At 74.0% G+C, this 19,638-nt stretch carries 19 protein-coding genes; 9 read left to right on the top strand and 10 right to left on the bottom strand.

What is annotated here, in order from left to right; translation table 11 throughout:
* Positions 1–130: 130 nt before the first annotated feature.
* Positions 131–316, bottom strand: coding sequence for a hypothetical protein (locus ACGF0D_RS18630; RefSeq protein WP_392917485.1), 186 nt, complete (start codon positions 314–316; stop codon positions 131–133).
* 207 nt (positions 317–523) lie between these two features.
* On the opposite strand from ACGF0D_RS18630, the gene ACGF0D_RS18625 reads away from it, so the two are divergent.
* Entirely contained in the window at positions 524–1,324 is an 801-nt protein-coding gene (locus ACGF0D_RS18625) for an SDR family NAD(P)-dependent oxidoreductase (protein ID WP_392917483.1), read from the top strand.
* A 223-nt stretch (positions 1,325–1,547) separates the two neighbouring features.
* Here the strand turns inward: ACGF0D_RS18625 and ACGF0D_RS18620 are convergent, their stop codons facing one another.
* The 4 genes from ACGF0D_RS18620 to ACGF0D_RS18605 form a co-directional block, all read right to left on the bottom strand.
* Positions 1,548–2,153, bottom strand: a complete 606-nt coding sequence (locus tag ACGF0D_RS18620) for a TetR/AcrR family transcriptional regulator (RefSeq protein ID WP_392917480.1) — start codon at positions 2,151–2,153, stop codon at positions 1,548–1,550.
* A 513-nt stretch (positions 2,154–2,666) separates the two neighbouring features.
* Entirely contained in the window at positions 2,667–3,452 is a 786-nt protein-coding gene (locus ACGF0D_RS18615) for a DUF6193 family natural product biosynthesis protein (protein WP_392917477.1), read from the bottom strand.
* 78 nt (positions 3,453–3,530) lie between these two features.
* Entirely contained in the window at positions 3,531–4,223 is a 693-nt protein-coding gene (locus ACGF0D_RS18610; protein ID WP_392917475.1) for a GNAT family N-acetyltransferase, read from the bottom strand.
* Between the two features lie 130 nt (positions 4,224–4,353).
* Complete coding sequence (locus ACGF0D_RS18605; protein WP_392917472.1) at positions 4,354–4,854, bottom strand: peptidylprolyl isomerase; 501 nt, start codon at positions 4,852–4,854, stop codon at positions 4,354–4,356.
* Between the two features lie 398 nt (positions 4,855–5,252).
* Here ACGF0D_RS18605 and ACGF0D_RS18600 point away from each other — a divergent pair, with 398 nt between their 5' ends.
* Entirely contained in the window at positions 5,253–5,441 is a 189-nt protein-coding gene (locus ACGF0D_RS18600) for a hypothetical protein (RefSeq protein WP_392917469.1), read from the top strand.
* 62 nt (positions 5,442–5,503) lie between these two features.
* On the opposite strand, the gene ACGF0D_RS18595 is transcribed toward ACGF0D_RS18600, so the two are convergent.
* The 3 genes from ACGF0D_RS18595 to ACGF0D_RS18585 form a co-directional block, all read right to left on the bottom strand.
* On the bottom strand, positions 5,504–6,610 hold the full coding sequence (locus ACGF0D_RS18595) for an RCC1 domain-containing protein (RefSeq protein ID WP_392917467.1): 1,107 nt from the start codon (positions 6,608–6,610) through the stop codon (positions 5,504–5,506).
* A 278-nt stretch (positions 6,611–6,888) separates the two neighbouring features.
* Positions 6,889–7,386 carry an SRPBCC family protein gene (locus ACGF0D_RS18590; protein WP_392917464.1) on the bottom strand — a complete coding sequence of 166 codons (498 nt, stop codon included), beginning with the start codon at positions 7,384–7,386 and terminating at the stop codon, positions 6,889–6,891.
* 90 nt (positions 7,387–7,476) lie between these two features.
* Entirely contained in the window at positions 7,477–8,103 is a 627-nt protein-coding gene (locus ACGF0D_RS18585; protein ID WP_392917461.1) for a putative glycolipid-binding domain-containing protein, read from the bottom strand.
* 172 nt (positions 8,104–8,275) lie between these two features.
* On the opposite strand from ACGF0D_RS18585, the gene ACGF0D_RS18580 reads away from it, so the two are divergent.
* The 7 genes from ACGF0D_RS18580 to ACGF0D_RS18550 all read left to right on the top strand — a co-directional run bounded on the left by ACGF0D_RS18580 (position 8,276) and on the right by ACGF0D_RS18550 (position 16,062).
* Positions 8,276–9,730, top strand: a complete 1,455-nt coding sequence (locus ACGF0D_RS18580) for an ATP-grasp domain-containing protein (protein ID WP_392917458.1) — start codon at positions 8,276–8,278, stop codon at positions 9,728–9,730.
* The gene (locus ACGF0D_RS18575) at positions 9,700–10,287 is read left to right on the top strand and encodes a GNAT family N-acetyltransferase (RefSeq protein WP_392917456.1); all 588 of its coding nucleotides are present in this window, start codon (positions 9,700–9,702) and stop codon (positions 10,285–10,287) included. The genes ACGF0D_RS18580 and ACGF0D_RS18575 overlap by 31 nt, the downstream gene beginning before the upstream one ends.
* 166 nt (positions 10,288–10,453) lie before the next feature.
* Positions 10,454–11,707, top strand: coding sequence for a cytochrome P450 (locus ACGF0D_RS18570; RefSeq protein ID WP_392917453.1), 1,254 nt, complete (start codon positions 10,454–10,456; stop codon positions 11,705–11,707).
* A gap of 486 nt (positions 11,708–12,193) precedes the next feature.
* Complete coding sequence (locus ACGF0D_RS18565; protein ID WP_392917451.1) at positions 12,194–12,559, top strand: hypothetical protein; 366 nt, start codon at positions 12,194–12,196, stop codon at positions 12,557–12,559.
* A gap of 229 nt (positions 12,560–12,788) precedes the next feature.
* Entirely contained in the window at positions 12,789–13,886 is a 1,098-nt protein-coding gene (locus tag ACGF0D_RS18560) for a sugar ABC transporter substrate-binding protein (RefSeq protein ID WP_392917448.1), read from the top strand.
* A 98-nt stretch (positions 13,887–13,984) separates the two neighbouring features.
* Positions 13,985–14,779 carry an ATP-binding cassette domain-containing protein gene (locus ACGF0D_RS18555; RefSeq protein ID WP_392917445.1) on the top strand — a complete coding sequence of 265 codons (795 nt, stop codon included), beginning with the start codon at positions 13,985–13,987 and terminating at the stop codon, positions 14,777–14,779.
* On the top strand, positions 14,776–16,062 hold the full coding sequence (locus tag ACGF0D_RS18550) for a sugar ABC transporter permease (protein WP_392917442.1): 1,287 nt from the start codon (positions 14,776–14,778) through the stop codon (positions 16,060–16,062). The genes ACGF0D_RS18555 and ACGF0D_RS18550 overlap by 4 nt, the downstream gene beginning before the upstream one ends.
* An 83-nt stretch (positions 16,063–16,145) precedes the next feature.
* Here ACGF0D_RS18550 and ACGF0D_RS18545 read toward each other — a convergent pair whose 3' ends face one another.
* Together ACGF0D_RS18545 and ACGF0D_RS18540 are read right to left on the bottom strand one after the other, a co-directional pair.
* The gene (locus ACGF0D_RS18545; RefSeq protein WP_392917439.1) at positions 16,146–17,822 is read right to left on the bottom strand and encodes a DUF4157 domain-containing protein; all 1,677 of its coding nucleotides are present in this window, start codon (positions 17,820–17,822) and stop codon (positions 16,146–16,148) included.
* Positions 17,823–18,575: 753 nt separating this feature from the next.
* Positions 18,576–19,346, bottom strand: coding sequence for a hypothetical protein (locus tag ACGF0D_RS18540; protein WP_392917436.1), 771 nt, complete (start codon positions 19,344–19,346; stop codon positions 18,576–18,578).
* Positions 19,347–19,638 lie beyond the last annotated feature (292 nt).

Below are 19,638 nucleotides of genomic sequence, written 5' to 3'. Positions count from 1 at the left end.
AGACCGCCACCCCACCCGCATCCACACACTCTGCACCCAACACGCCATCACAGCAGCGGCCTGACCCAGATCAAATACTTCGCCAGCAGAGTCGGCAGGCCGACTTCCTGCTCCTCCACCGCTGCAGCCGTCAGTCCGCCTCCACCAGCGGCTGTGCGAGCGCGTTGGGCTCGTGGGTCTCGTAGGCGGCGGTGACGGGCGCGTTCTGCCCGGCGGCGGGCGCCGCGTGCGACGGCGCCGCGTGGCCGAGCAGTGCGGTCGCCACGGCGGCGCTCACGATGGTCGCTTTCGCGAACCCTCCGGTCCACTCCGGCATGTGGTGCCTCCCCCGTTCGTCGCCCGCCCCTGCGGCGGGCGTCGGCCCCGACAGCGAACCACCGGTGGGGCCGGGCGACAACCCTCCCCGGTGGCGTACGACTTGATGAACTCTCCGGCAACCGGGGGCGGTTCGGGCACCCCGACCCCAGAAGTCTACAGCTGTATACTTTCGGGAGGGGCACTTCGTACGGGAGGGAAGCACGAGATGGATCTCAAGCTGATCGGCAAGCGCGCGCTCGTCACGGGTTCGAGCGCGGGGCTCGGCAAGGCCATGGTGAAACTGCTGGCGGCAGAGGGGGCGGCGGTCGTGGTGCACGGCCGGGACGAGGACCGCACGGAGGGCGTCGCGCGGGAGGTCCGCGAGGCCGGCGGGACGGCGCACGCGGTGGTCGGCGATCTCGCCGACGACGGTGGCGCCGAGGAGGTCGCCCGCGCCGCCACGGCGGACGGGCCCGTGGACATCCTGGTCAACAACGCGGGCTTCTACCGGCACCTTTCCTGGGCCGAGGCCACCCCCGACGAGTGGTGCGAGACCTACAACGCCAACGTCGTCTCGGGCGTGCGCATGATCCGGCACCTGGTCCCCGCGATGCGCGAACGCGGCTGGGGCCGGGTCGTCACCATCGGCGGCGGGCTCGCCTCCCAGCCGGCGGACGCCTTCCCCCAGTACAACGCCAGCCTGGCGGCCCGGCACAACCTCGCCGTCTCGCTCGCCCGCGAGCTCAAGGGCACCGGCGTCACGTCCAACGTCGTCTCCCCCGGGGCGATCCTCGTCGACGCCACCCGGGACCTCATCACCCGCATCGGACCCGACCACGGCTGGGGCGAGACCTGGGAGGAGATCCGGCCCAACGCCGTCCGGGCCATGATCCCCAACGACCAGGAGCGCTTCGGCGAACCCGAGGAGATCGCCGCGGCCGTCGCCTACCTGTGCAGCGACTACGCCCAGTACGTCAGCGGGGCCACCATCCGCGTCGACGGCGGGCTCATCCGCTCCGCATTCTGAGCACCCGCCCCCGCGCCCGGGAGGACCGCGGCGACGGAGGCGCGGGGCGGGGGCCGCACCGGGACGAGCAAAAGGACGAACCGCCCTGGCCCTGGCGGGAGTTACCCTCCGACGACTCCCGGACACCGACACGCCGACACACCGGCCACCGACAGCGCGGTGACGGCGGACGGAAGCCGCCCCTGGCAAGCTGGAAGGCCAACCACCCTGGCCCCGGCGGGAGTTACCCGCCGGCTGCAGGCACCTGCGCGGCCGACGGCGCGGCGACGACCGGTTCCAGCATGCCCGCGAGCAGGTCGGCCAGGCGCCCGTCCTCGGCCGTGGCGAGCGCGGTGGTGCCGACGACGCTGCGCAGCAGCCAGGTGCCGGCGACCAGGGCGAGGGTGAGCTGTGCGCGCACGTCGGCGTCCGGTCCGTCGAGCAGCCCCGCCAGGCGGGCGCCCACGTGGGTCTCCACGCCCCGGCGCAGGATGGCCGCGGCCTCAGGGTCCGGTGCGGAGCGCAGCAGCAGGAGGAAGGGGTCGAGCGGGTCGGCGCCGGCGGCGGTGCGCCGGGCGAGGGTGTGGGCGAGGGTGTGCGCGAGGGCGGCGCTCTCGTCGCCGACGATGGTCGGGGGTGCGAAGGCGCGGTCGACGGCCTGGGTGAACAGGCCTTCCTTGGAGCCGAAGTAGCGGTTGATCATCATCGCGGTGACGCCGGCCCGTTCGGCGATCTGGCGCACCCCCGCCGCGGCGTAGCCGTGTTCGGTGAACTCGACGACCGCGGCCGCGAGGATCGCCTCGCGGGTCGCGGCGCCGTCGCGCTTGCGGGTGGGGGGTGCGGTGCTCATGGGCAGGAGCATACGGGCCGGGTGTGGCGCGCCGTGCGGCGCTTACGCGTCCCGGTCCCAGGCGGCGCGCGGGTCGAGGACACGCGGGTCGCCGTCGAGCTTCAGGGTGTCGACGGGGTTGCGGCTGGTCAGGAACTCGTCGTCGCCGTCGAGGGCGATGTCCTCGGGCAGCGGTTGTGCGGCGCCGGCGGTGAGGTGGGCGTCGTGGTGTGGAGCGCGGTCTCCTGGAGCTGGTGGCGGGCGACGGCGGCGGCGTTCCGGGGGGGCTGGGAGGTGTCCCAGCAGGTCCAGCGGCCGCCGTCGGGGCCGGCCTGGCCGGCGGGGCCTCGCGCTCGCGGGGCTCGGCCGGGGCGTCCTCGGGGGCGGGCTGGGCCGTCGGGTGGCGGCCCTCGCCGATGTGCCGGGGCGGGTCGCACAGCGCCCACTCGGGGCAGGTGGGCACCTGGGTGTCGGGGGCAGGCGGCGCGGTGGCGATCGCGGTACGGAACGGAAGGCGGTCAGGCGGCGAGGCGGTCAGGCGGGGACGGCGTCGTCGGGCAGGGCGGCGACAATCGCCTCGACGGCCGCCGCGGCGCCGTCCACCTCCTGCAGCCGGCCGTCGTGGAACCGGATGCGGTAGGTGTGGTCGCCGGTCGGCATGACCCTCGGCAGGTCGCGGCAGATCGGCGGCGCCGCCCGGCGGCTGAAGGTGATCCAGGACATGCTCTGGCCCGGTGACAGGGCGCGCAGCCTCGGGTGCGCGTAGGCGGCCTCGACGAGTTCGCGCAGTGCGGGGACGTTTCTGTGGCGTGCCGTGGTCCTCTCGTCCGCGGTGTGTTCGCGCAGCTGGCGCCACCGTACGGGGATGGCCTCGCCGCGTTCGTGGGCTTCGGCGAGTTCGGAGGTGTGTAGGAAGGGCCGGCGGGCGAGGAGTTCGGCGATGCGAGCCCCGCTGTGCCAGGTGTGCATCGCGCCGGTCACTTCGGCGAGGTCGTCGGTGCTGCCGGTGGCCGTGCGGATCTCGCCGGTCCAGCAGCTGACGCTGAAGCTGCGTACTCCCGGTGCCATCCAGACGTGCGTCGACCGGTCCCCGGCCCTCACGTGCGCCTCCCTCCGGCTCCGGCCCGGCGAGGAGTCCGCCGAGGAGTCCGCCGAGGAGTCCGCCGGGGTGTCGGGCTCGACGGCGAGCCGGTGGCCCGCCCGGTCGGCCTGCGCCCGCAGGGCGTTCGTCAGTGAACCGGCCGACGCCACGTCGGGGTAGTGCGTCGCGTACTCGCACTGGGCGTCGTCGGGGGCCGCGCCGGTGTTCTGTTCGGGCATGCGGTCGAGTCTGCCAGGGCCCGGCGCCGTCGCGGCGGGCGAAGCCGCGCGGAGTAGGAAGTCGGCCGGGCCGACTTCCTACTCCTCCCGGCCCCTCCCCCGGTCGGGCTGCTCCCCGCCGCGATCGTCGGGCAGGCCGAACAGCGGCAGGCAGGGCGTGAGCCCGTCGAGTGTGACGGGGACGCTGTGCCGCTGCTGCCAGCGTTCGCGGGTCAGCAGCAGGCGGCGTTCCGTCACCGCGCGGCCGCGGACGGCGTGGCGGGTGGTGCCGTCGGGTTCGTAGCCGTGTTTGCGGGAGACGGCGTAGGAGGTGGGGTTGTCCTCGAAGGCGCCGGATCTGGCGTGCCGAGCGTCGAGGCCGGCGAAGGCCAGGTGCAGGACGGCGGCGCGCATTTCGGTGCCGATGCCCTGGTGTTGGTGGCGGGTGCCGAGCCAGGAGCCGGTGGAGACCTGCCGCAGGACGGCGAAGTCGCGGGCGGCGAGGGTCTGCAGGCCGACGACCCGGCCGCTTTCGAGGACGGCCAGGTTGAGGGCCCAGTCGTGCGGGGACCAGTTGCCCAGGCGCAGCCAGTGGTGCTGGACGACGGAGCGTGCCCGCCGGGCGGGGGGCTGGTCGGTCCACGGCACGATGAAGGGCATGCGGTCCGGTTCGTGGACGCCGGCGGCCGCGAGGTCGGCCAGGGCGGCGAGTTCGTCGTCGTCGGGCAGGCGCAGTTCGAGGCGGGGAGTGTGCAGGCGCAGGCCCAGCAGCGGCCAGTGGTCGGTCAGCATGGGCCATTGTCGGAGGTGGTGGCGGTGGCGGTCATCCGGATTTTCGGGCCCCCTGCGCCGCACGCCCCCCTGCTGCGGAGCGGGAGGTCGGACGGGCCGGCTTCCCGCTCCGCAGCGGCCGCACGGCGCTCTACTCGACGACCTGGGCCTTCACGAGGACCACGTCCTCCTTGGGGACGTCCTGGTGGCCGGACTTGGAGCCGGTGGGCACGGCCTTGATGGCGTCGACGACGTCCTGGCCCTCGACGACCTCGCCGAAGACGGCGTAGCCCCAGCCCTGGACGTTCTTGCCGCTGTGGTTGAGGAAGTCGTTGTCGGCGACGTTGATGAAGAACTGGGCGGTGGCGGAGTGCGGCTCCCCGGTGCGGGCCATCGCCACGGAGTACCTGACGTTCTTCAGGCCGTTGTCGGCTTCGTTCTGGATGGGGTCGCGGGTCTTCTTCTGCGTCAGGCCGGGCTCCATCCCGCCGCCCTGGACCATGAAGTTGTCGATGACCCGGTGGAAGACCGTCCCGTCGTAGAAACCGTCCCGGACGTACCGGAGGAAGTTCTCCACCGTCACCGGGGCCTTCTCCGCGTCGAGGCGGAGGACGATGTCGCCGTGGTTGGTGCTCAGCTTGACCTTCGACATGACTACCTCACTGTCTGCATGGTTGCGGCTACGGAACGCTCACGGGGCATTGTGGCAGGAGGGACTGCCGTGACCGGTGCGACCCGAGGACGCCATGGCGTGCTGTTTTGCGGGCGATGTGAAGACAAACCACATTTGTGTGCCTACCACTCATTCGGATGATCTGTCACGGTATCCACGGTTTCCCTCCGCATGTCCCGCCCATCCTGTTCGCGGGCGTGCGCTCCCGCACGGCCCGCGTTCGGCAGCCGGCGGTCTCGGCCGGCGCGGCGAGGAGGAGAAGAGTCCATGACGGTGATGCGGACGGGTTCGGGACGGGTCTCGCGGATGGTCGCGGCCGCGGGAGCGGTCGCGTGCGTCGCGGCCCTCGGCCTGCCGGGGGCCGCCCAGGCCGCTCCATGCCCGACGGCACGGCGTACAACAAGGACAACTTCGGGACGCCCAAGGTGCCGTGCGTCGTCGGGGACCGGAAGTTCGAGCAGTCCTCCACCCACCGCAGGTACGGCGACAGCCCCACCTGGGACCCGCCCGGCCCGTGGGGGGACACCTCCTCCAGCAGGAACGTGCACGTCAGCGCCTGCACCTGACGGGCCGCGCGGTGGGAGGCCGGGCCCCCTCGGGGTGCCCGGCCTCCCACCGGTACGGGTACTCAGTGGGCCAGGCTGAAGTCGCCGCCGACGGGGGCGGCGAGCTTGTCGATGCCGGTGAGTGCGGTCAGGGTGGGGACGGGGGTGGTGCTGTCGGTGGTGGTGCCGTCGCCGAGTTGGCCGGAGCCGTTGCTGCCCCAGGAGTGGACGGTGGCGCTGCCGGACAGGACGACGGTGTGTTCGCGGCCGGCGGCGACCAGGCGCACGCCGGTGAGGCCGGGGACGGTGACGGGCAGGATGCGGAAGACGGTGGTGCCGTCGCCGAGTTGGCCGGCGGTGTTCTGGCCCCAGGCCTTGAGGCGGTGGTCGGTGTCGACGACGGCCATGCTGTGGTTGCAGCCGGCCGCGATCCGGGTGACGCCGCCGGTCCAGGTGGCCTGGGTGGTGACCGGGGTGAAGCGGTTGATGGTGGTGTTGTCGCCGAGCTGGCCGGTGGCGTTGTAGCCCCAGGCCTTCACCGTGGCGCCGGCGCCCGGTGCGCCGACCAGGACGAGGTTGTGGCCGGCGCCGGCGGCGATACGGCTGACCCCGGTCAGGCCGGCGACCGGGGCGGCGCTGCCGCGGCTGGACGAAGTGCCGTCGCCCAGCTGGCCGTTGCCGTTGTAGCCCCAGGACCAGACGGTGCCGTCCTCGCGCAGGGCCAGGCTGTGGTGGAGGCCGGCGGCGACGGCGACGATCCTGCTCAGGCCCTCGACCCGGACGGGGATGCCACTGTCGGCGGTGGCCCCGTTGCCGAGCTGGCCGTGGTCGTTGCGCCCCCAGGCCGCCACGGTGCCGTCGGCGAGCAGGGCGAGGCTGTGCGCGCCGCCGGCGGCGATGTCGGTGACGTCGGCGAGGTCGAGCACCTGGCCGGGCGCGTTGTGGCTGAACACCGTGCCGTCACCGAGCTGGCCGGAGCCGTTGACGCCCCAGGACTGCACCGTACGGTCCGTGAGCAGGGCCAGTGCGTGGCCGGTGGCGGCGCCGAACCCGCCGGCGGCGATCTTCACGACGTCGGTGCCGGTGAGCCCGTGCACGGTGGTGGCCGTGGTGCGGAGGTCGGTCCAGGTGCCGTCCCCGAGCTGGCCGGAACGGTTGTTGCCCCAGGACTTCAGGCGCTTCTCTGCCATGCGACGATGCCTCTTTACCTGTACGACAATAAGTCAAATCGTCGATACGTCAGTCGGGTTGACGATTCCACGATCATGAACCGACGCTACCCACGCACCCGTCACCGGCACGGGAAACAGCCGCCGGCCACCCGATCGGGTGACGGGGCCTGCCCAAGGCCGGAGACGGGCAGGAGGGGCGGCAGCGGCGGCATCGGGCCGCGCCACCCCCGGGGGCACGCTCCCGGGGCGCTCCGGGGGCGTGCTCCCAGAGCGCTCCCGGGGCGCTTCCGGCGGCGCTACGCCGCGCCGAAGTGGCGCTTGGTGTCGGCGATCAGCGTGCGCAGGAACGCCGCCCCGGGTGCGTCGGTGAGTGCCGCGGGGCGGCGCAGGAACCGGGCGGGCTCGTAGGCGAAGGTCCAGGTGAAGCGGGTGCCGCCGGCGGCGAGGGGCTCGACCAGGTAGTCCTCGCCGAAGCGCCGGTAGATCGGCAGGCTGGCCTGGGTGACGCAGAACGCGTGCCGCCGGCCCTCCTCCTTCTCCTCCCAGTGCACGAACTCCTCGCGCAGCCGCAGCAGCCGAAGGGCCGTGACCTCCCGGGTCGTGCCGACGCCGTGCGGGGCCGGCGAGGTGTAGCGGCCGCCGGCCAGGCCGCGGCACCAGGACAGCGGGGTCCGTCCGGCGAGCCCCTCCCACACGGTGTGCGGCGCCACCGGCAGGTCCATCCGGAAGCGGTGGCGGTGCGGCGCGGTGTCGAAGAAGGACGCGTCGAAGCGCTCCAGCGCGAACCAGGGCATCGGGGGCCTCCTTTGAGCCGGGAAACGGTCCCGAGCGTATCGGGCCAGGGAAGAGGACCAGGGAAGAGGGCCCGGGCGGCGGGCGTCGTATCAGGCCAGGCGGTGGGCCAGGCCCGGGTAGTCGGCGACCAGGCCGTCCGCGTCCAGCAGCAGCTCCGCCCGGTAGTCGCCGGCGGCGTAGCGGACGGTGGCGCCACCGTCGGGGTGGCGGCGCAGGTGGGTGTACGTCTGGCGGGAGGGCACGACGACCAGGTCAGGTACGCGGATCCAGGCCATCAGGAAGTGGTGCTCGCCGGGGCCCTGGTGGAGGGCGTGGCGCAGGACGGGCGGGGTGTTGGTGAGCGGGGACAGGCCGAGGTCGCAGTCGAGGGCGCCGTCGAGGTCGGGGCGCGGGGTGCCGTCGACGCTCCAGCGGCCGGTGGCCTCGTCGCGGTGCAGGTCGAGGGTGCGGGTGGTCTCGGGGGTGCGGGCGGTGACGTGCATGCGGCGGGTGGTGAAGCCTTCGCCGGTCTCGAGTCGGTAGTCGAGCCAGTAGGGGGCGGGTTCGGCGGCGGCGGCGCGGCCGTGGGCGGTGAGGGTGGTGGGGCGGAGGTCGATCCAGGAGGTCTCCAGGCCGGCGGTCTCGGTGACCCGCCAGGTCGGGACGGCGGTGTGGGTGGTGTGGGTGGTGCGAGTGGCCTGGTCGGTGCGGGCGGCCCGGTCGGTACGGTCGTTCATTCGTGCACGGTACTGCGGGCCTCCGACAGCGGCCCCGGCGGGCCGTCAACGCGGGGCGCTGCTCGGTCGTTCCTTCGTACGGGTGAGCGTGGGGGCGGGGCGTGCCTCGTGGCGGGCGGGGCGGGGGCCGGGGCGGCGGCGGGGCCGGTCGCGGGCTCCCCATAATCGCGTGGTGATCACATCCTGTGACGAAGCGGCGGCCCGTCTGCGGGCCGTGCCCGGGCTGTCGTGCTGCGCCCGCCCCCTGTTCCTGCTGCCCCTGCTGCGCACCGGCTGCCTGTCCGAGGTACTGACCGTGGAGGGCGCGGACGCGGGCTGGGCGGGCGAGTTCGGGGCGCGGTTCCACGCGCTGGAGCCGTACCGCGCGGTGCGCGACCACACCTCGCTGGGGGCGGGCGTCCACGAGGTGCTGCGCCGGATCGCCGAGGGCGACCGTACGCACGGCGGAACGGACAGCGGAACGGACGGCGGCAGGGACCCCGGTGCGGGCGTCGGCTGGCGGGGCCGGGAGCTGGCGCTGCTGCCCTACACGGCGATGAAACCCGAGTGGCGCACGGCACTTGACGCGCTTGGCGCCCGCCTGGCGGAGCCGCCGGTGCAGCCGGCGCTGCCGGTCCTGGGCGACAAGCGGGCGCAGCGCGCGTGGCTGCGGTCGGTGGGGGTGCTGACGCCGCGGGACGCGGTGGTCCCGGTGCTCGACCACCGGGAGCTGCGCCGGCGTTTCGGCGAGCGCTACGTGGTGCAGACGCCGCTCGGTTCCAGCGGCAAGGGCACCCACCTGGTCGCCGAGGAGGCGGACCTGGCTCCGATCCGCCAAGTCGGCGGCGGGCCCTGGCTGGTGAGCGGTTACGTGGAGGGCGCGGCGGTCAACGTGCACGTCCTGGTGTCGGCGGACGGCACGGTGCGGGTGCTGCGCCCGTCCGTCCAGTTGACCCGGGTCGAGGGGGTCGGCGCGCCGTTCGGGACGTACTCCGGCTGCGATTTCGCGGCGCCCGCGCTGCTGCCGGCGCGGGCGCTGTCGCGGGCCGGTGTGGCGGCCCGGCGTGTCGGGGAGTCGCTGGCGGCGCTCGGCTACCGGGGGCTGTTCGGTGCGGACTTCGTCCTGGCGGGTGAGGAGGCGCTGCTGCTGGAGCTCAACTGCCGGATGCAGGGCTCGACCTGGCTGCTGGGCGAGCTGGAGCTGGCGGAGGACGCGTTGCCGTCGGCGCTGCGTCACGTGCTGGAGCTGTACGGCCACGCCACCGGCGGCGAGCCGCGCACGGATGCGGCCGGCGCGGTGCAGCTGGTGGTGCGGCACACCGGGGGCCCGGTGCGGGTGGCGGGTGCGCCGGGCGGCGGGCTGCACCGGCTCAAGGACGGGCTGCTGCAGTACTGCGGGGCCGGGTTCGGGCTGTTGGAGTGCGGTCCGGATGACTGTGTGCTGCTGCAACTTCCCGTCCCGGGAACGGTGTTGCATCCGGGGGTGCCGCTGGGCCGGATCGTCGCCCGGTACTCGCTGACCACCGCGGACGGCACCGTACTCACCGAGCAGGGGCGGCGGCTGGTGGAGGCCCTGCGGGCGGGCTTCACGTTCGAGCCCGTCGAGGGGCCGCTGTCGTGCGCGGTGCCGTCCGCGGTGCCGTGCTGACGGCGCCGGTGGCGCTGTACGTCCGCCTGGCGGTGGCCGCCGACCTGCCCCGGTTGGCGGCGCTGCGGGCGGAGGCGGCCGCGTGGATCGCGCTGGAGCACGGCTCGGCCCAGTGGTCGTCCCCGTACGACCCGCAGCGCGGGCTGGCGCTGATCGCCCGGGGTGCGACGGTGGTCGCCGCGCTGGCGCCGCGGGGCGAGGCGGTCGCGACCGTGACGCTGCGGCCCACCGGCAGTCCGCGGCTGTGGAGTGGGGAGGAACTGGCCCTTCCGGCGCGCTACTTGAGTTCCTTCACGGTGGACCGCCGGTACGCCGGGCAGGGCATCGGCGCCCGGCTGGGTGACTGGGCGGCCTGGCGGGCCGCGCGGGCGGGTGCCGGGCTGCTGCGGGTGAACGTGTGGAGCGACAACGCGGCCCTGCACGCCTACTACCGTGCACGGGGCTGGCGTTGGGTGCGTACGGTGGCCGGCAGCCGCAGCGGCGCCCTGTTCGAGCGCGCCACGGTCGCGGTGGCGCTGCCGCCGCGCGTCCGGGAGGCGGACGGCCTGCGGGTGTGAGCCGGGCGGGGCGGGTCCGGGAGGCGGACGGCCTGCGGGTGTGAGCCGGGCGCGAGCCGGGCGGGGCACGCCCTCTCGACGCGGCCCGGCGCGGGCGAGCATCCTCGTCTCCCGGTGCGCGGCGTACGGCCGCGCACCGCCGTCGCCGTGTCGAGTGGAGGAACCCGTGTCGCAGCAGGAGCCCGTGGAGCGTCTCGTACTGGACCCGACCGGCCGCGCCCGCGACGCCGAGAGCGCCGAGCTGTCCGCGCGCGGGTCGGCCACGCCCGTGGACATCCTGGGTGTGCGGGCCTGGTCGGTGTCCGACCCGGAGCTGCTGGAGGAGCTGACGAAGGACCCGCGCATCTCCAAGGACGGCTCGCAGCACTGGCCGGAGTTCGCCGAGGTGGTGCGGACCTGGCCGCTGGCGATCTGGGTGAGCGCGCACAACATGTTCAACGCGCACGGCGCCGACCACCGGCGGCTGCGCCGGCTGGTGGGCGGCGCCTTCACCGCCCGCCAGGTGGCGACCATGACCGCCGGTGTCGAGGAGCTGACCGACGCCCTGCTGGACGGCCTGGCCGCGGCCGCCCCCGGCGAGGTGGTGGACCTGCGCGACCGCCTGGCCTACCCGCTGCCGATCCAGGTCATCTCCCGGCTGCTGGGCCTGCCCGACGAGATCACCGGCACCTTCCGGAGCATGGTCGACAAGGTGTTCTCCACCGTCCTGTCCCCCGAGGAGTCGGCGGCCACCGTCACCGCGTTCCTGGCCCTGCTGGAGGAGCTGATCGCCGCCAAGCGCCGTGAGCCGGGCGAGGACATGACCTCGGCGCTGATCGCCGCCCGCGACGCCGAGAGCGACGGCGCCGCCGGCGCGCTGAGCGAGGAGGAGCTGCGCGACACCCTGCTCCTGATCGTCTCGGCCGGCTACGAGACCACCGTGAACCTGATCGACAACGGCATCACGGACCTGCTCACCCACCCCGACCAGCTCGCCCTGGTACGCGCGGGCAAGGCCGGCTGGGACGACGTGGTCGAGGAGGCGCTGCGCCGCGACGCGCCGGTGGCGCACCTGCCGATGCGCTACGCGGTGGAGGACGTCGAGCTGCCCGGCGGGGTGACGGTGCGCAAGGGCGAGGCGATCCTCGCCGCCTACGCGGCCGCCGGGCGCCACCCGGCGCGCTACGGCGACAGCGGCGCCGACTTCGACGTCACGCGGCCGGCCAAGGACCATCTCGCGTTCGGGCACGGCGTGCACTTCTGCCTCGGCGCGCCGCTGGCCCGTCTGGAGGGGCGCACGGCGCTGCGCCGGCTGTTCGAGCGCTTCCCGGACGTCGCCCTCGCTCCCGGGGCGCGGCTGGAGCCAGTCGACTCGCTGATCTCCAACGGGCACCGCGCGTTGCCGGTGCTGCTGGGGCCGCAGGCACCGCGGGCCTCCTGACGCCCGCCTGGGCCCGTCGAAGCCCGCCCGCCCCCGGCCCCGTGCCCCGCCGTGCCGTCCTCGCCCGGGTGGCGCAGCGGGGCGGGCCGGGGGCGGGCGGGCGTGTTAGCAATGGCCGGTGGGGGGCGGGGGTCCACGCGGACGCGCACGGAGCACGCGCGAAGCACTCGACATCCGGAGGCCGTCTTGTCGCACCACCTCAGCGGACCGAACCTGCGCTCACCCGAGGGTGACGCGCGCCTGGACCTCGGGGTGCGCACCCGTCGCTGACGGCGTACTTCAACGAGGAGGACGTGAAGGACGCGTACAACGCCGGTGAGCCGGTGGACGACTGGGCGACGTACCGGGGGCGCGCCTGCTGTGCCGTCGGGCAAGCAGGCGCGCCCCTGTCGGATGTCAGGGACCGCTGCGGGCACCGGATTCCTAGGCTGGCGGGCAGTGGAGGGGCGGATCGTCCGTCCTCGTACCAGTCAAGGGAGAACCACCATGCGCAGGATCACCCGTGCCGTCGCCGTCCTGGCCGTGGCCGTCGCCGCCCTGACCACGACGGGGGTCGGCGGCGCCGGCGCCGCGGACGGTTCCTGGGCGGGCTGCCCGTCCGGGGCGGTCTGCGTCTACCCGCAGAACCAGGACCCGGCGTCCTCGCCCAGCGACGTCTACTGGAGCTACGGCGCGCACAACCTGAGCGGCCAGTACGGCAACCACTGGGTGCTCAACAACCAGACCGGCGGGGCGCACGCCCACCTGTGCCGCGGTTCGGGCGGCGGCGACTGCGTCTACGACATCCCGGCGGGCAAGGGCGTGTACTACGACCTGGGTCCGATCAACTCGATCACGCTCGACCGGCCCTGACGTTTCGTCGGGTCGCAGGGTCGGGGTGCCCGCCGCACGAGGGGAGCGGCGGGCGCTCCGTCATGCCGTGCCGCTTGCCGCCCGGTTGCCGAGGCGTGTTCACGAAGATAACGAATAGTGGTGGATTCCCGGGAGGCTGGTTTTACTTATTGACGTCATGTACGCGTCCAGGGTTGACTCCCCCCACCCCGCCGCAACGCCGCGGCGACCCCAGGGAGAGGCCAACCGTATGAACGCCGTCCTGCGTCGCGCCCTCGTCTCCGCCGTGGGCCTCGCGCTGACCCTGTCCATGACCGCCGCCTGCGGCAAGGCCGGCGGCGCCAAGAGCGAGTCCACCTCCGCCGGCGACCCGAACGCCATCGGCCTGCTGCTGCCCGAGAACGCCTCCTCGGTGCGCTACGAGTCCTTCGACCGCCCGTTCATCGAGGCCAAGGTCAAGTCCCTGTGCGCGCAGTGCAAGGTGCTGTACAACAACGCCGAGGGCAGCGCCGCCAAGCAGAAGCAGCAGTTCGACACCCTGCTCACCCAGGGCGTCAAGGTGATCATCCTGGACCCGTACAACGCCGAGTCCACCCAGGGCTGGGTGCAGGAGGCCGCCGCCAAGGGCGTCAAGGTCGTCGCCTACGACCGCCTCGCGAGCGGGCCGGTCGCCGCGTACACCTCCTTCGACAACGAGAAGGTCGGCGAACTCCAGGGCCAGGCCCTGCTGGACGCGCTCGGCGCGCAGGCCGCCGAGGCGAACATCGTCATGATCGACGGCGACGAGGCCGACCCGAACTCCGCGCAGTTCAAGTCCGGCGCGCACAAGGTCCTCGACGGCAAGATCAAGAAGGTCGTCTACGAGCAGTCCGGGCAGTGGGACGCCACCATCGCCGGGCAGAAGATCTCCGCCGCCGTCACCGAGTTCGGCAAGAACGGCTTCCAGGGCGTCTACTCCGCCAACGACGGCATGGCCGCGGCCATCATCACCCAGCTCAAGGGCGCCGGCATCAAGGTCCCCGTCGGCGGCCAGGACGCCGGCCTGGACGCGATCCAGCGCATCGTCAACGGCGACCAGGCGTACACCATCTACAAGGCCTACCGCCCGCTCGCCGAGACCGCCGCCGAACTGGCCGTGGCCCTGCTGCAGGGTAAGGACGTCAAGGCCGTCGCCACCGCGAGCGTCGACAGCGGCACCGACAAGAACATCCCGGCCAAGCTGCTGGACGCCAAGGTCGTCACCAAGGACAACATCGCCGCCACCGTCCTGGCCGACGGCCTCTACAAGGCCTCCGACGTCTGCACCGCCGACTACGCCGCCGCGTGCGCCGCGGCCGGCCTCAAGTAGCCGCCCAGGCAGCCCGCCCTGGCAGCCGCTGAGGCATCCCTTCAAGCGGCCGCTCCAGCAGCCGATCAAGTCGCCGCTCCCCCAAGGTGGTTGTTCCCGTGACAGGCGTACCCGTCCTGCAGCTGCGCTCGGTCTCCAAGCGCTTCGGCGCCGTCCAGGCCCTCACCGACGTCGACCTCGCCGTCCACGCCGGCGAGGTGCTCGCCCTCGTCGGCGACAACGGCGCCGGCAAGTCCACCCTCGTCAAGACCATCGCCGGCGTCCACCCCGTGGACGAGGGCACCCTCGCCTGGCACGGCGAGGCGGTACGCCTGGCCAGACCCCAGGACGCCACCGCCCTCGGCATCGCGACCGTCTACCAGGACCTCGCCCTGTGCGACAACCTCGACGTCATCGCCAACCTCTTCCTCGGCCGCGAGAAGCGCCGCCGCGGCCTGCTCGACGAGGTCGCCATGGAGCAGCAGGCCCGCCGGCTGCTGGACACCCTCGCCATCCGCATCCCCGACGTGCGCACCCCCGTGGCCGCGCTGTCCGGCGGGCAGCGGCAGGTGGTGGCCATCGCCCGTGCCCTGGTCGGCGAGCCGGCCCTGGTCGTCCTGGACGAGCCCACCGCGGCCCTCGGCGTCGAGCAGACCGCCCAGGTCCTCGACCTGGTGGAGCGGCTGCGCGAGCGGGGCCTGGCCGTCGTGCTGGTCAGCCACAACATGGCCGACGTACGGGCGGTGGCCGACACCGTCGCCGTGCTGCGCCTGGGCCGCAACAACGGCGTCTTCCCGGTGGCGGGCACCACCCAGGAGCAGATCGTCGCCGCGATCACCGGCGCCACCGACAACGCCCACGCCCGCCGGGCCCGCCGCACCACCGAGCACACCGAGGAGGCCGAGGCCCTGTGAGCGCCCCCGACGCACCCGCCAGCCCCACCGCCGGTCCCGCCGGTCCCACCGCCCCCGCCACTGCCGCCGCCGACCCGCGGCTGCAGCAGACCGCGCCGGGCCTGGCCGGCCAACTGCAGGCCGCCCGTCGGCGCCTGGCCTCCGGCGAGCTCGGCTCGCTGCCCGTCGTCGTCGGCCTGGTCGTCATCGCCGTCGTCTTCCAGTCCGTCACCCACCACTTCCTGCAGGCCGACAACCTCACCAACATCACCCGCTTCATCGCCGGCCCCGGACTGATCGCCGTCGGCGTCGTCTTCGTGCTGATCCTCGGCGAGATCGACCTCTCCCTCGGCTCGGTCGCCGGCGCGAGCGCCGCCGCCGCCGCGGTCCTGACGGTGCGTCAGGGCTGGAGCGAGTGGGTGGCCATCCTCGCCGCCCTCGGCGCGGCCTGCGTCATGGGGCTGCTGCACGGCCTGTTCTTCGCCCGCGTCGGCGTGCCCGCCTTCGTCGTCACCCTCGCCGGGATGCTCGCCTGGAGCGGCCTGCAGGAGTACGTCCTCGGCGACGGCGGCACCGTCAACAACCACCACGACGGCATCGTCGCGAGCCTGGACAGCACCTTCCTCGGCGACGGCGACATCGCCTACGCCTGGGCCCTGGCGATCCTCGCCCCCGCCCTCTACCTGGCCGCCCGCCTGCGCACCGCCCGCCGCCGCCGCGCCGCCGGCCTCACCGCGGCCCCCGCCGCCGACAGCGCCATCCGCGCCGGGGCGCTGGCGGTGCTGTGCCTGGCCACCGCCTACGCCCTCAACCAGGACCGCGGCCTGCCGCTGTCCCTGGTCGTCCTGCTCGGCGCCGTCCTCGCCACCGACTTCGTGCTGCGCCGCACCCGCTACGGCCGGCAGGTCTTCGCGGTGGGCGGCGGCGTCGAGGCGGCCCGGCGCGCGGGCGTCAACGTCGCCCGGGTGCGGATCTCCGTCTTCGTGCTCTCCGCCTTCCTGGCCGGCCTGGGCGGCCTGTTCTACGCCTCCCAGCAGGGCTCCGCCGACAAGCAACTGGGCAGCGGCAACGTGCTGATGAGCGCGATCGCCGCGGCCGTCATCGGCGGCACCAGCCTCTTCGGCGGGCGCGGCAAGACCTGGTCCGCGCTGCTGGGCATCCTCGTCATCCAGTCCATCACCACCGGCCTGGACATGGTCCACGCCGCCCAGGCCATCCAGTACATGATCACCGGCGCCGTCCTGCTCGCCGCCGTCGTCCTCGACTCCCTCACCCGCCGCACCCGCGCCACCGGGCGCGGATAGCCCTGGCACGCACCGCAGGGCCCCCGGCGCGCGCCGGGGGCCTCGGTGCGTGCCGGGGGCCTCGGTGCGTGCCGGGGGCCTGTTCAGGCGAAGGTGATCTCCAGCCAGGGGCTCATCATGATCCCCCGCGCACCGTCCGGCTCCTTGGCCAGATCCCCCTGGGCGGCCTGCAGGTTCTGGCCAGGCCCCTGCCAGAACCGGTACGGCCCGCCGGCGTTCTCGGGCGGGATCAGCGCCCAGTACTGGTAGTGCGTCAGGGTGAGGTAGACGCGCTTGTTGACGTAGTCCAGCACCACCTTGACGTTGTGCTCCCAGTCGCTGCCCGTACCGGTGTACTCGGCGAAGCCGCGCGGGGCCGTGGCCGCGTTCTGGACCGAGGAGCCCGCGCCGGACTGCGAGTTGGCGCCGTAGTGGGCGTGCAGCGGCGCCGCGTGCGCGGGCACGGCCGCCGGGTCGAAGCCGTTGTCGGGCAGCCGGCCGTAGTCGTCCTGGTGCCAACTGCGCAGCGTCCCCGGCTGGTTGGGGCTCTTGTCGCGCACCGCCTGCTGCGCCGGGCTCCGCTCGTCGATCACCGGCCGCTGCTGCCCGGGGTCCGGGTCCTCCAGCTGGTAGCGCACGTCGAAGATCAGGTTGAGCAGCGGGCGCGGCAGCATCTCGACGGCCTGCCTCAGCGTCAGCTTCTTCAGCGGCAGGTTCGCCCCGCCCCGTGGGTGGTTCTGCAGCCGGGGCTGCTCCTGCCGGGCCTGTCCCCCGGCGACGACCGGGCCGAGCGAGCGGGCGGTCTTGTCCCGCATCGTGTCGTCGTTGCCCCAGTACGGCTCCGTGTTCCCGGACAGGGAGGTGTGGTAGTAGCCGGTGTCGGCGGTGTTCGGCTCGGTCGCGTACCGGGTGTCCGCGTTCGGCACCGGCACCATGGCGCCCGGCCCGTCCTCGTGGTCCGGCGGGTTGTGGTCGGAGACGTAGGCCTGCTGGGTCTCCAGGAAGGTGTTCACGGCGGTGACGAGCGCGGTGGTCAGCCGCAGGGCCTCGGGCACGTCGAGGGTGGCCGGCTTGAGCCGCTCCCTGATCGCGGTGAGCCTCGCCTTGAACCCGCCCTGGGGGTCGAGCTTGTGGGCGCGGTTCACCTCGTCCTGCACGGCGATCGCCAGGTACCGCACGAGCTGGGGCACGGTCAGCGGCTGTTCGTCGGTGGCGCCCACGCCCCGCGCGTACATGCCGGGCGTGATCTTGACGATCCGCTGCACGGCGGCGGCCGGTTCGCCGGGCCGCGCGTCGCGTACGGGGGCGCCGTGGTCGTGCGCTTCGTCCGAGTGCCCGGCCATGACGCGCCGCGCGGTGGCCTCGGCCTCCCGTTCGAACCGGTCCGCGGGGTCGGAGACCTTCAGGCCGGCCCCGTTGTCGGTCCCGGCGACGGCGCCCCGGCGCTGCTGGATCACGTGCGCGAGCTCATGGGCCAGGGTGTGCCGGTCCGCGCCGCCCGCGCCGACGACGACGTGGCTGCCCGAGGTGTACGCCAGGGCCCCCACCTCCGCCGCGGAGGACCGGGCCGCCGGGCCGCTGTGGATCCGCACGTCGGAGAAGTCGGCGCCGAACCGGGCCTCCATGTCGGCGCGCACGGCCTCGTCCAGGGGCCGCCCGGGGGCGCGCAGCACGTCGTGGACGGCGGAACGCTGCACCTCGGGCAGCTCGTCGTGCCCCTGGCCGGCCCGGCGCAGCATCTGCACGACGGCCCGGTTCCCGGCGGCCGCCTGCTGGGCCATGGGGCTCCAGGGCGCTGCGGACGCCGCCCGTGGCCCGGTTGGCTGCCGGGCCGGTTCGCGGCTGGTGGTGGCGGCGCCGGTCGTCCTGGCCCTGCTGCGGTCGTGCATGCGCTCCCCATCCGATGGCGGCCTTCGGCTCGTCTCGCTCCTGCCTACCGGGCCGGGGGCGCCCAGACCAGAGCCGCCGGGGCAGTCCCGGGGACGGACCGGTTGCCCCGGCGCACCGCTGTTTCCGTCGGCGTGGAGCAACGGCCCCGAACACCCCACCCCAACCAGCCCCCGCGCACAGGAGTCGGCCCGGTCGACGTCCTGCGCCATGGCCCGGCCACCCGCACAGCACAAGCCCAGGCAGCGCGCACGAGAAGTCGGCGGCGTCGACTTCTCGCGCGCACGACACAGGCCCTCAGGCACGGACCGCCCAACCCCAACCAACCCCCACGCACAGAAAGTCGACAGGCTCGACTTCCCACGCGATAGCCCGACCACCCGGACACCACAAGCCCAGGCAACGCTCTCCCAACCCACCGCCGGAACGCGCGGGAAGTCGGCGAGGTCGACTTCCCGCGTACGGGCCACAGGCCTTCAGGCACGAACGGCCCGAACAACCCACCCCAATCAGCCACCGCGCACGAGAAGTCGGCGGGGTCGACTTCCTGTGCGCGGGTGGGTTCAGGGCCACCGAAATGCGGTTGTACAGCCGGCCGAGACGGAACCTCGCCGCCCACCCGGCCTACCCGGTGGGCTGAGCGGCCGTCACTGCGGCTGCCAGGTCCCGAGCGCGCGGGCGAGCTGCCTGCTCTGCGCGGGTGTGATGCCGTGGGCGAGCTGCTGGGCGAAGCGCGGGCTTCCCGGGGCATCACAGTGGAGGATCCCGGCGAAGGCGCGCTTGCGCCCCGCCGCCCAGGGCCGGCCCCATCGCCGGCGGCCTTGCGGTGCGCTCCAGCGGGCGGGTGCCCAGAGCAGGTGCCGCAGGACGAAGGCCGCGAGGCGCGCCGCGTTCTGTGGCGGAATCCCGACGGCGACCAGCGCCGCCCGCACCACCTCGGCGGCGTCCGGCGGAAGGCGGGCGTCGCCGAGCGTCGGTAGGAGGAGCAGCAGCCGCACAGACGGGTCGTGGACACCGGGCGCAGCGTGGTCCGGCGTGTCGGCGAGGTGGACCAGCTCCCGCCAGGACAGGCCCGGCCCCTGCTGGCGTTCCGGCTCCGGGAAGCGGGTGTCGACGGCGGCGAGACGGCCCCGCACCCGGCCCCAGCCGGGGTGGAGGACGAGGTACTCCGTTCCCCAGTCCGTCGGCAGGTCGCAGCTGTACAGCAGCACCGTGTGCCCGCCCCCGAACGGCAGACGCGCCTCCAGTCCCTCCAGCATCGCCGTCTCCCAGGCGGCGTCGGCCTCGGCGACGTCGGTGCCGAACCACCCCGTGACCAGCTCGCGCTCCGTGTCGGCGACCGCGCAGTGCCGGGTCAGGTACGCGGCCCACCACTGCGGTCGGGCCGCTGTCGGGTCATCTGGTCCGTCGTGCAGCACCGGGCCAGGCTCTCACAACCTGTCACGCAGGACCGGTGCCCACCGTGGACCATCCGTCCCGGGCGGCGACCGGCCCGGGGCGGCCATGCGGGGCCCGGTGGTCGCACACAGGCAGCCGCTTCGGCCGCCGTCCGCTCAACGGCGTGTCCCCTCGGGCGCTGCGCGCCGACGCGCGGCGGCAGCGCGTGGCCGGCTCCTGCCGCGCTGCACAGGAAGTCGGCAGGGCCGACTTCCGGTGCACGACACAGACCTTCAGGCGCGGGCCGCTCGGCCGGAGCGGCCCGCGCAACCC

The sequence above is a fragment of the Kitasatospora sp. NPDC048298 genome, from assembly GCF_043201465.1.
Taxonomy (GTDB): domain Bacteria; phylum Actinomycetota; class Actinomycetes; order Streptomycetales; family Streptomycetaceae; genus Kitasatospora.
Note: the sequence above shows the minus strand (reverse complement) of the source record. Positions and strands in the feature narration are given on the sequence as shown.

Bases quoted from the DNA above. Each gene is read 5' to 3' on its own strand.
- ACGF0D_RS18625 (WP_392917483.1), top strand. From the start codon at position 524: ATGGATCTCAAGCTGATCGGCAAGCGCGCGCTCGTCACGGGTTCGAGC.
- ACGF0D_RS18630 (WP_392917485.1), bottom strand. From the start codon at position 316: ATGCCGGAGTGGACCGGAGGGTTCGCGAAAGCGACCATCGTGAGCGCC.
- ACGF0D_RS18585 (WP_392917461.1), bottom strand. From the start codon at position 8,103: ATGAACGACCGTACCGACCGGGCCGCCCGCACCGACCAGGCCACTCGC.
- ACGF0D_RS18565 (WP_392917451.1), top strand. From the start codon at position 12,194: ATGCGCAGGATCACCCGTGCCGTCGCCGTCCTGGCCGTGGCCGTCGCC.
- ACGF0D_RS18590 (WP_392917464.1), bottom strand. From the start codon at position 7,386: ATGCCCTGGTTCGCGCTGGAGCGCTTCGACGCGTCCTTCTTCGACACC.
- ACGF0D_RS18600 (WP_392917469.1), top strand. From the start codon at position 5,253: ATGCCCGACGGCACGGCGTACAACAAGGACAACTTCGGGACGCCCAAG.
- ACGF0D_RS18560 (WP_392917448.1), top strand. From the start codon at position 12,789: ATGAACGCCGTCCTGCGTCGCGCCCTCGTCTCCGCCGTGGGCCTCGCG.
- ACGF0D_RS18545 (WP_392917439.1), bottom strand. From the start codon at position 17,822: ATGGCCCAGCAGGCGGCCGCCGGGAACCGGGCCGTCGTGCAGATGCTG.
- ACGF0D_RS18620 (WP_392917480.1), bottom strand. From the start codon at position 2,153: ATGAGCACCGCACCCCCCACCCGCAAGCGCGACGGCGCCGCGACCCGC.
- ACGF0D_RS18615 (WP_392917477.1), bottom strand. From the start codon at position 3,452: ATGCCCGAACAGAACACCGGCGCGGCCCCCGACGACGCCCAGTGCGAG.
- ACGF0D_RS18610 (WP_392917475.1), bottom strand. From the start codon at position 4,223: ATGCTGACCGACCACTGGCCGCTGCTGGGCCTGCGCCTGCACACTCCC.
- ACGF0D_RS18605 (WP_392917472.1), bottom strand. From the start codon at position 4,854: ATGTCGAAGGTCAAGCTGAGCACCAACCACGGCGACATCGTCCTCCGC.
- ACGF0D_RS18595 (WP_392917467.1), bottom strand. From the start codon at position 6,610: ATGGCAGAGAAGCGCCTGAAGTCCTGGGGCAACAACCGTTCCGGCCAG.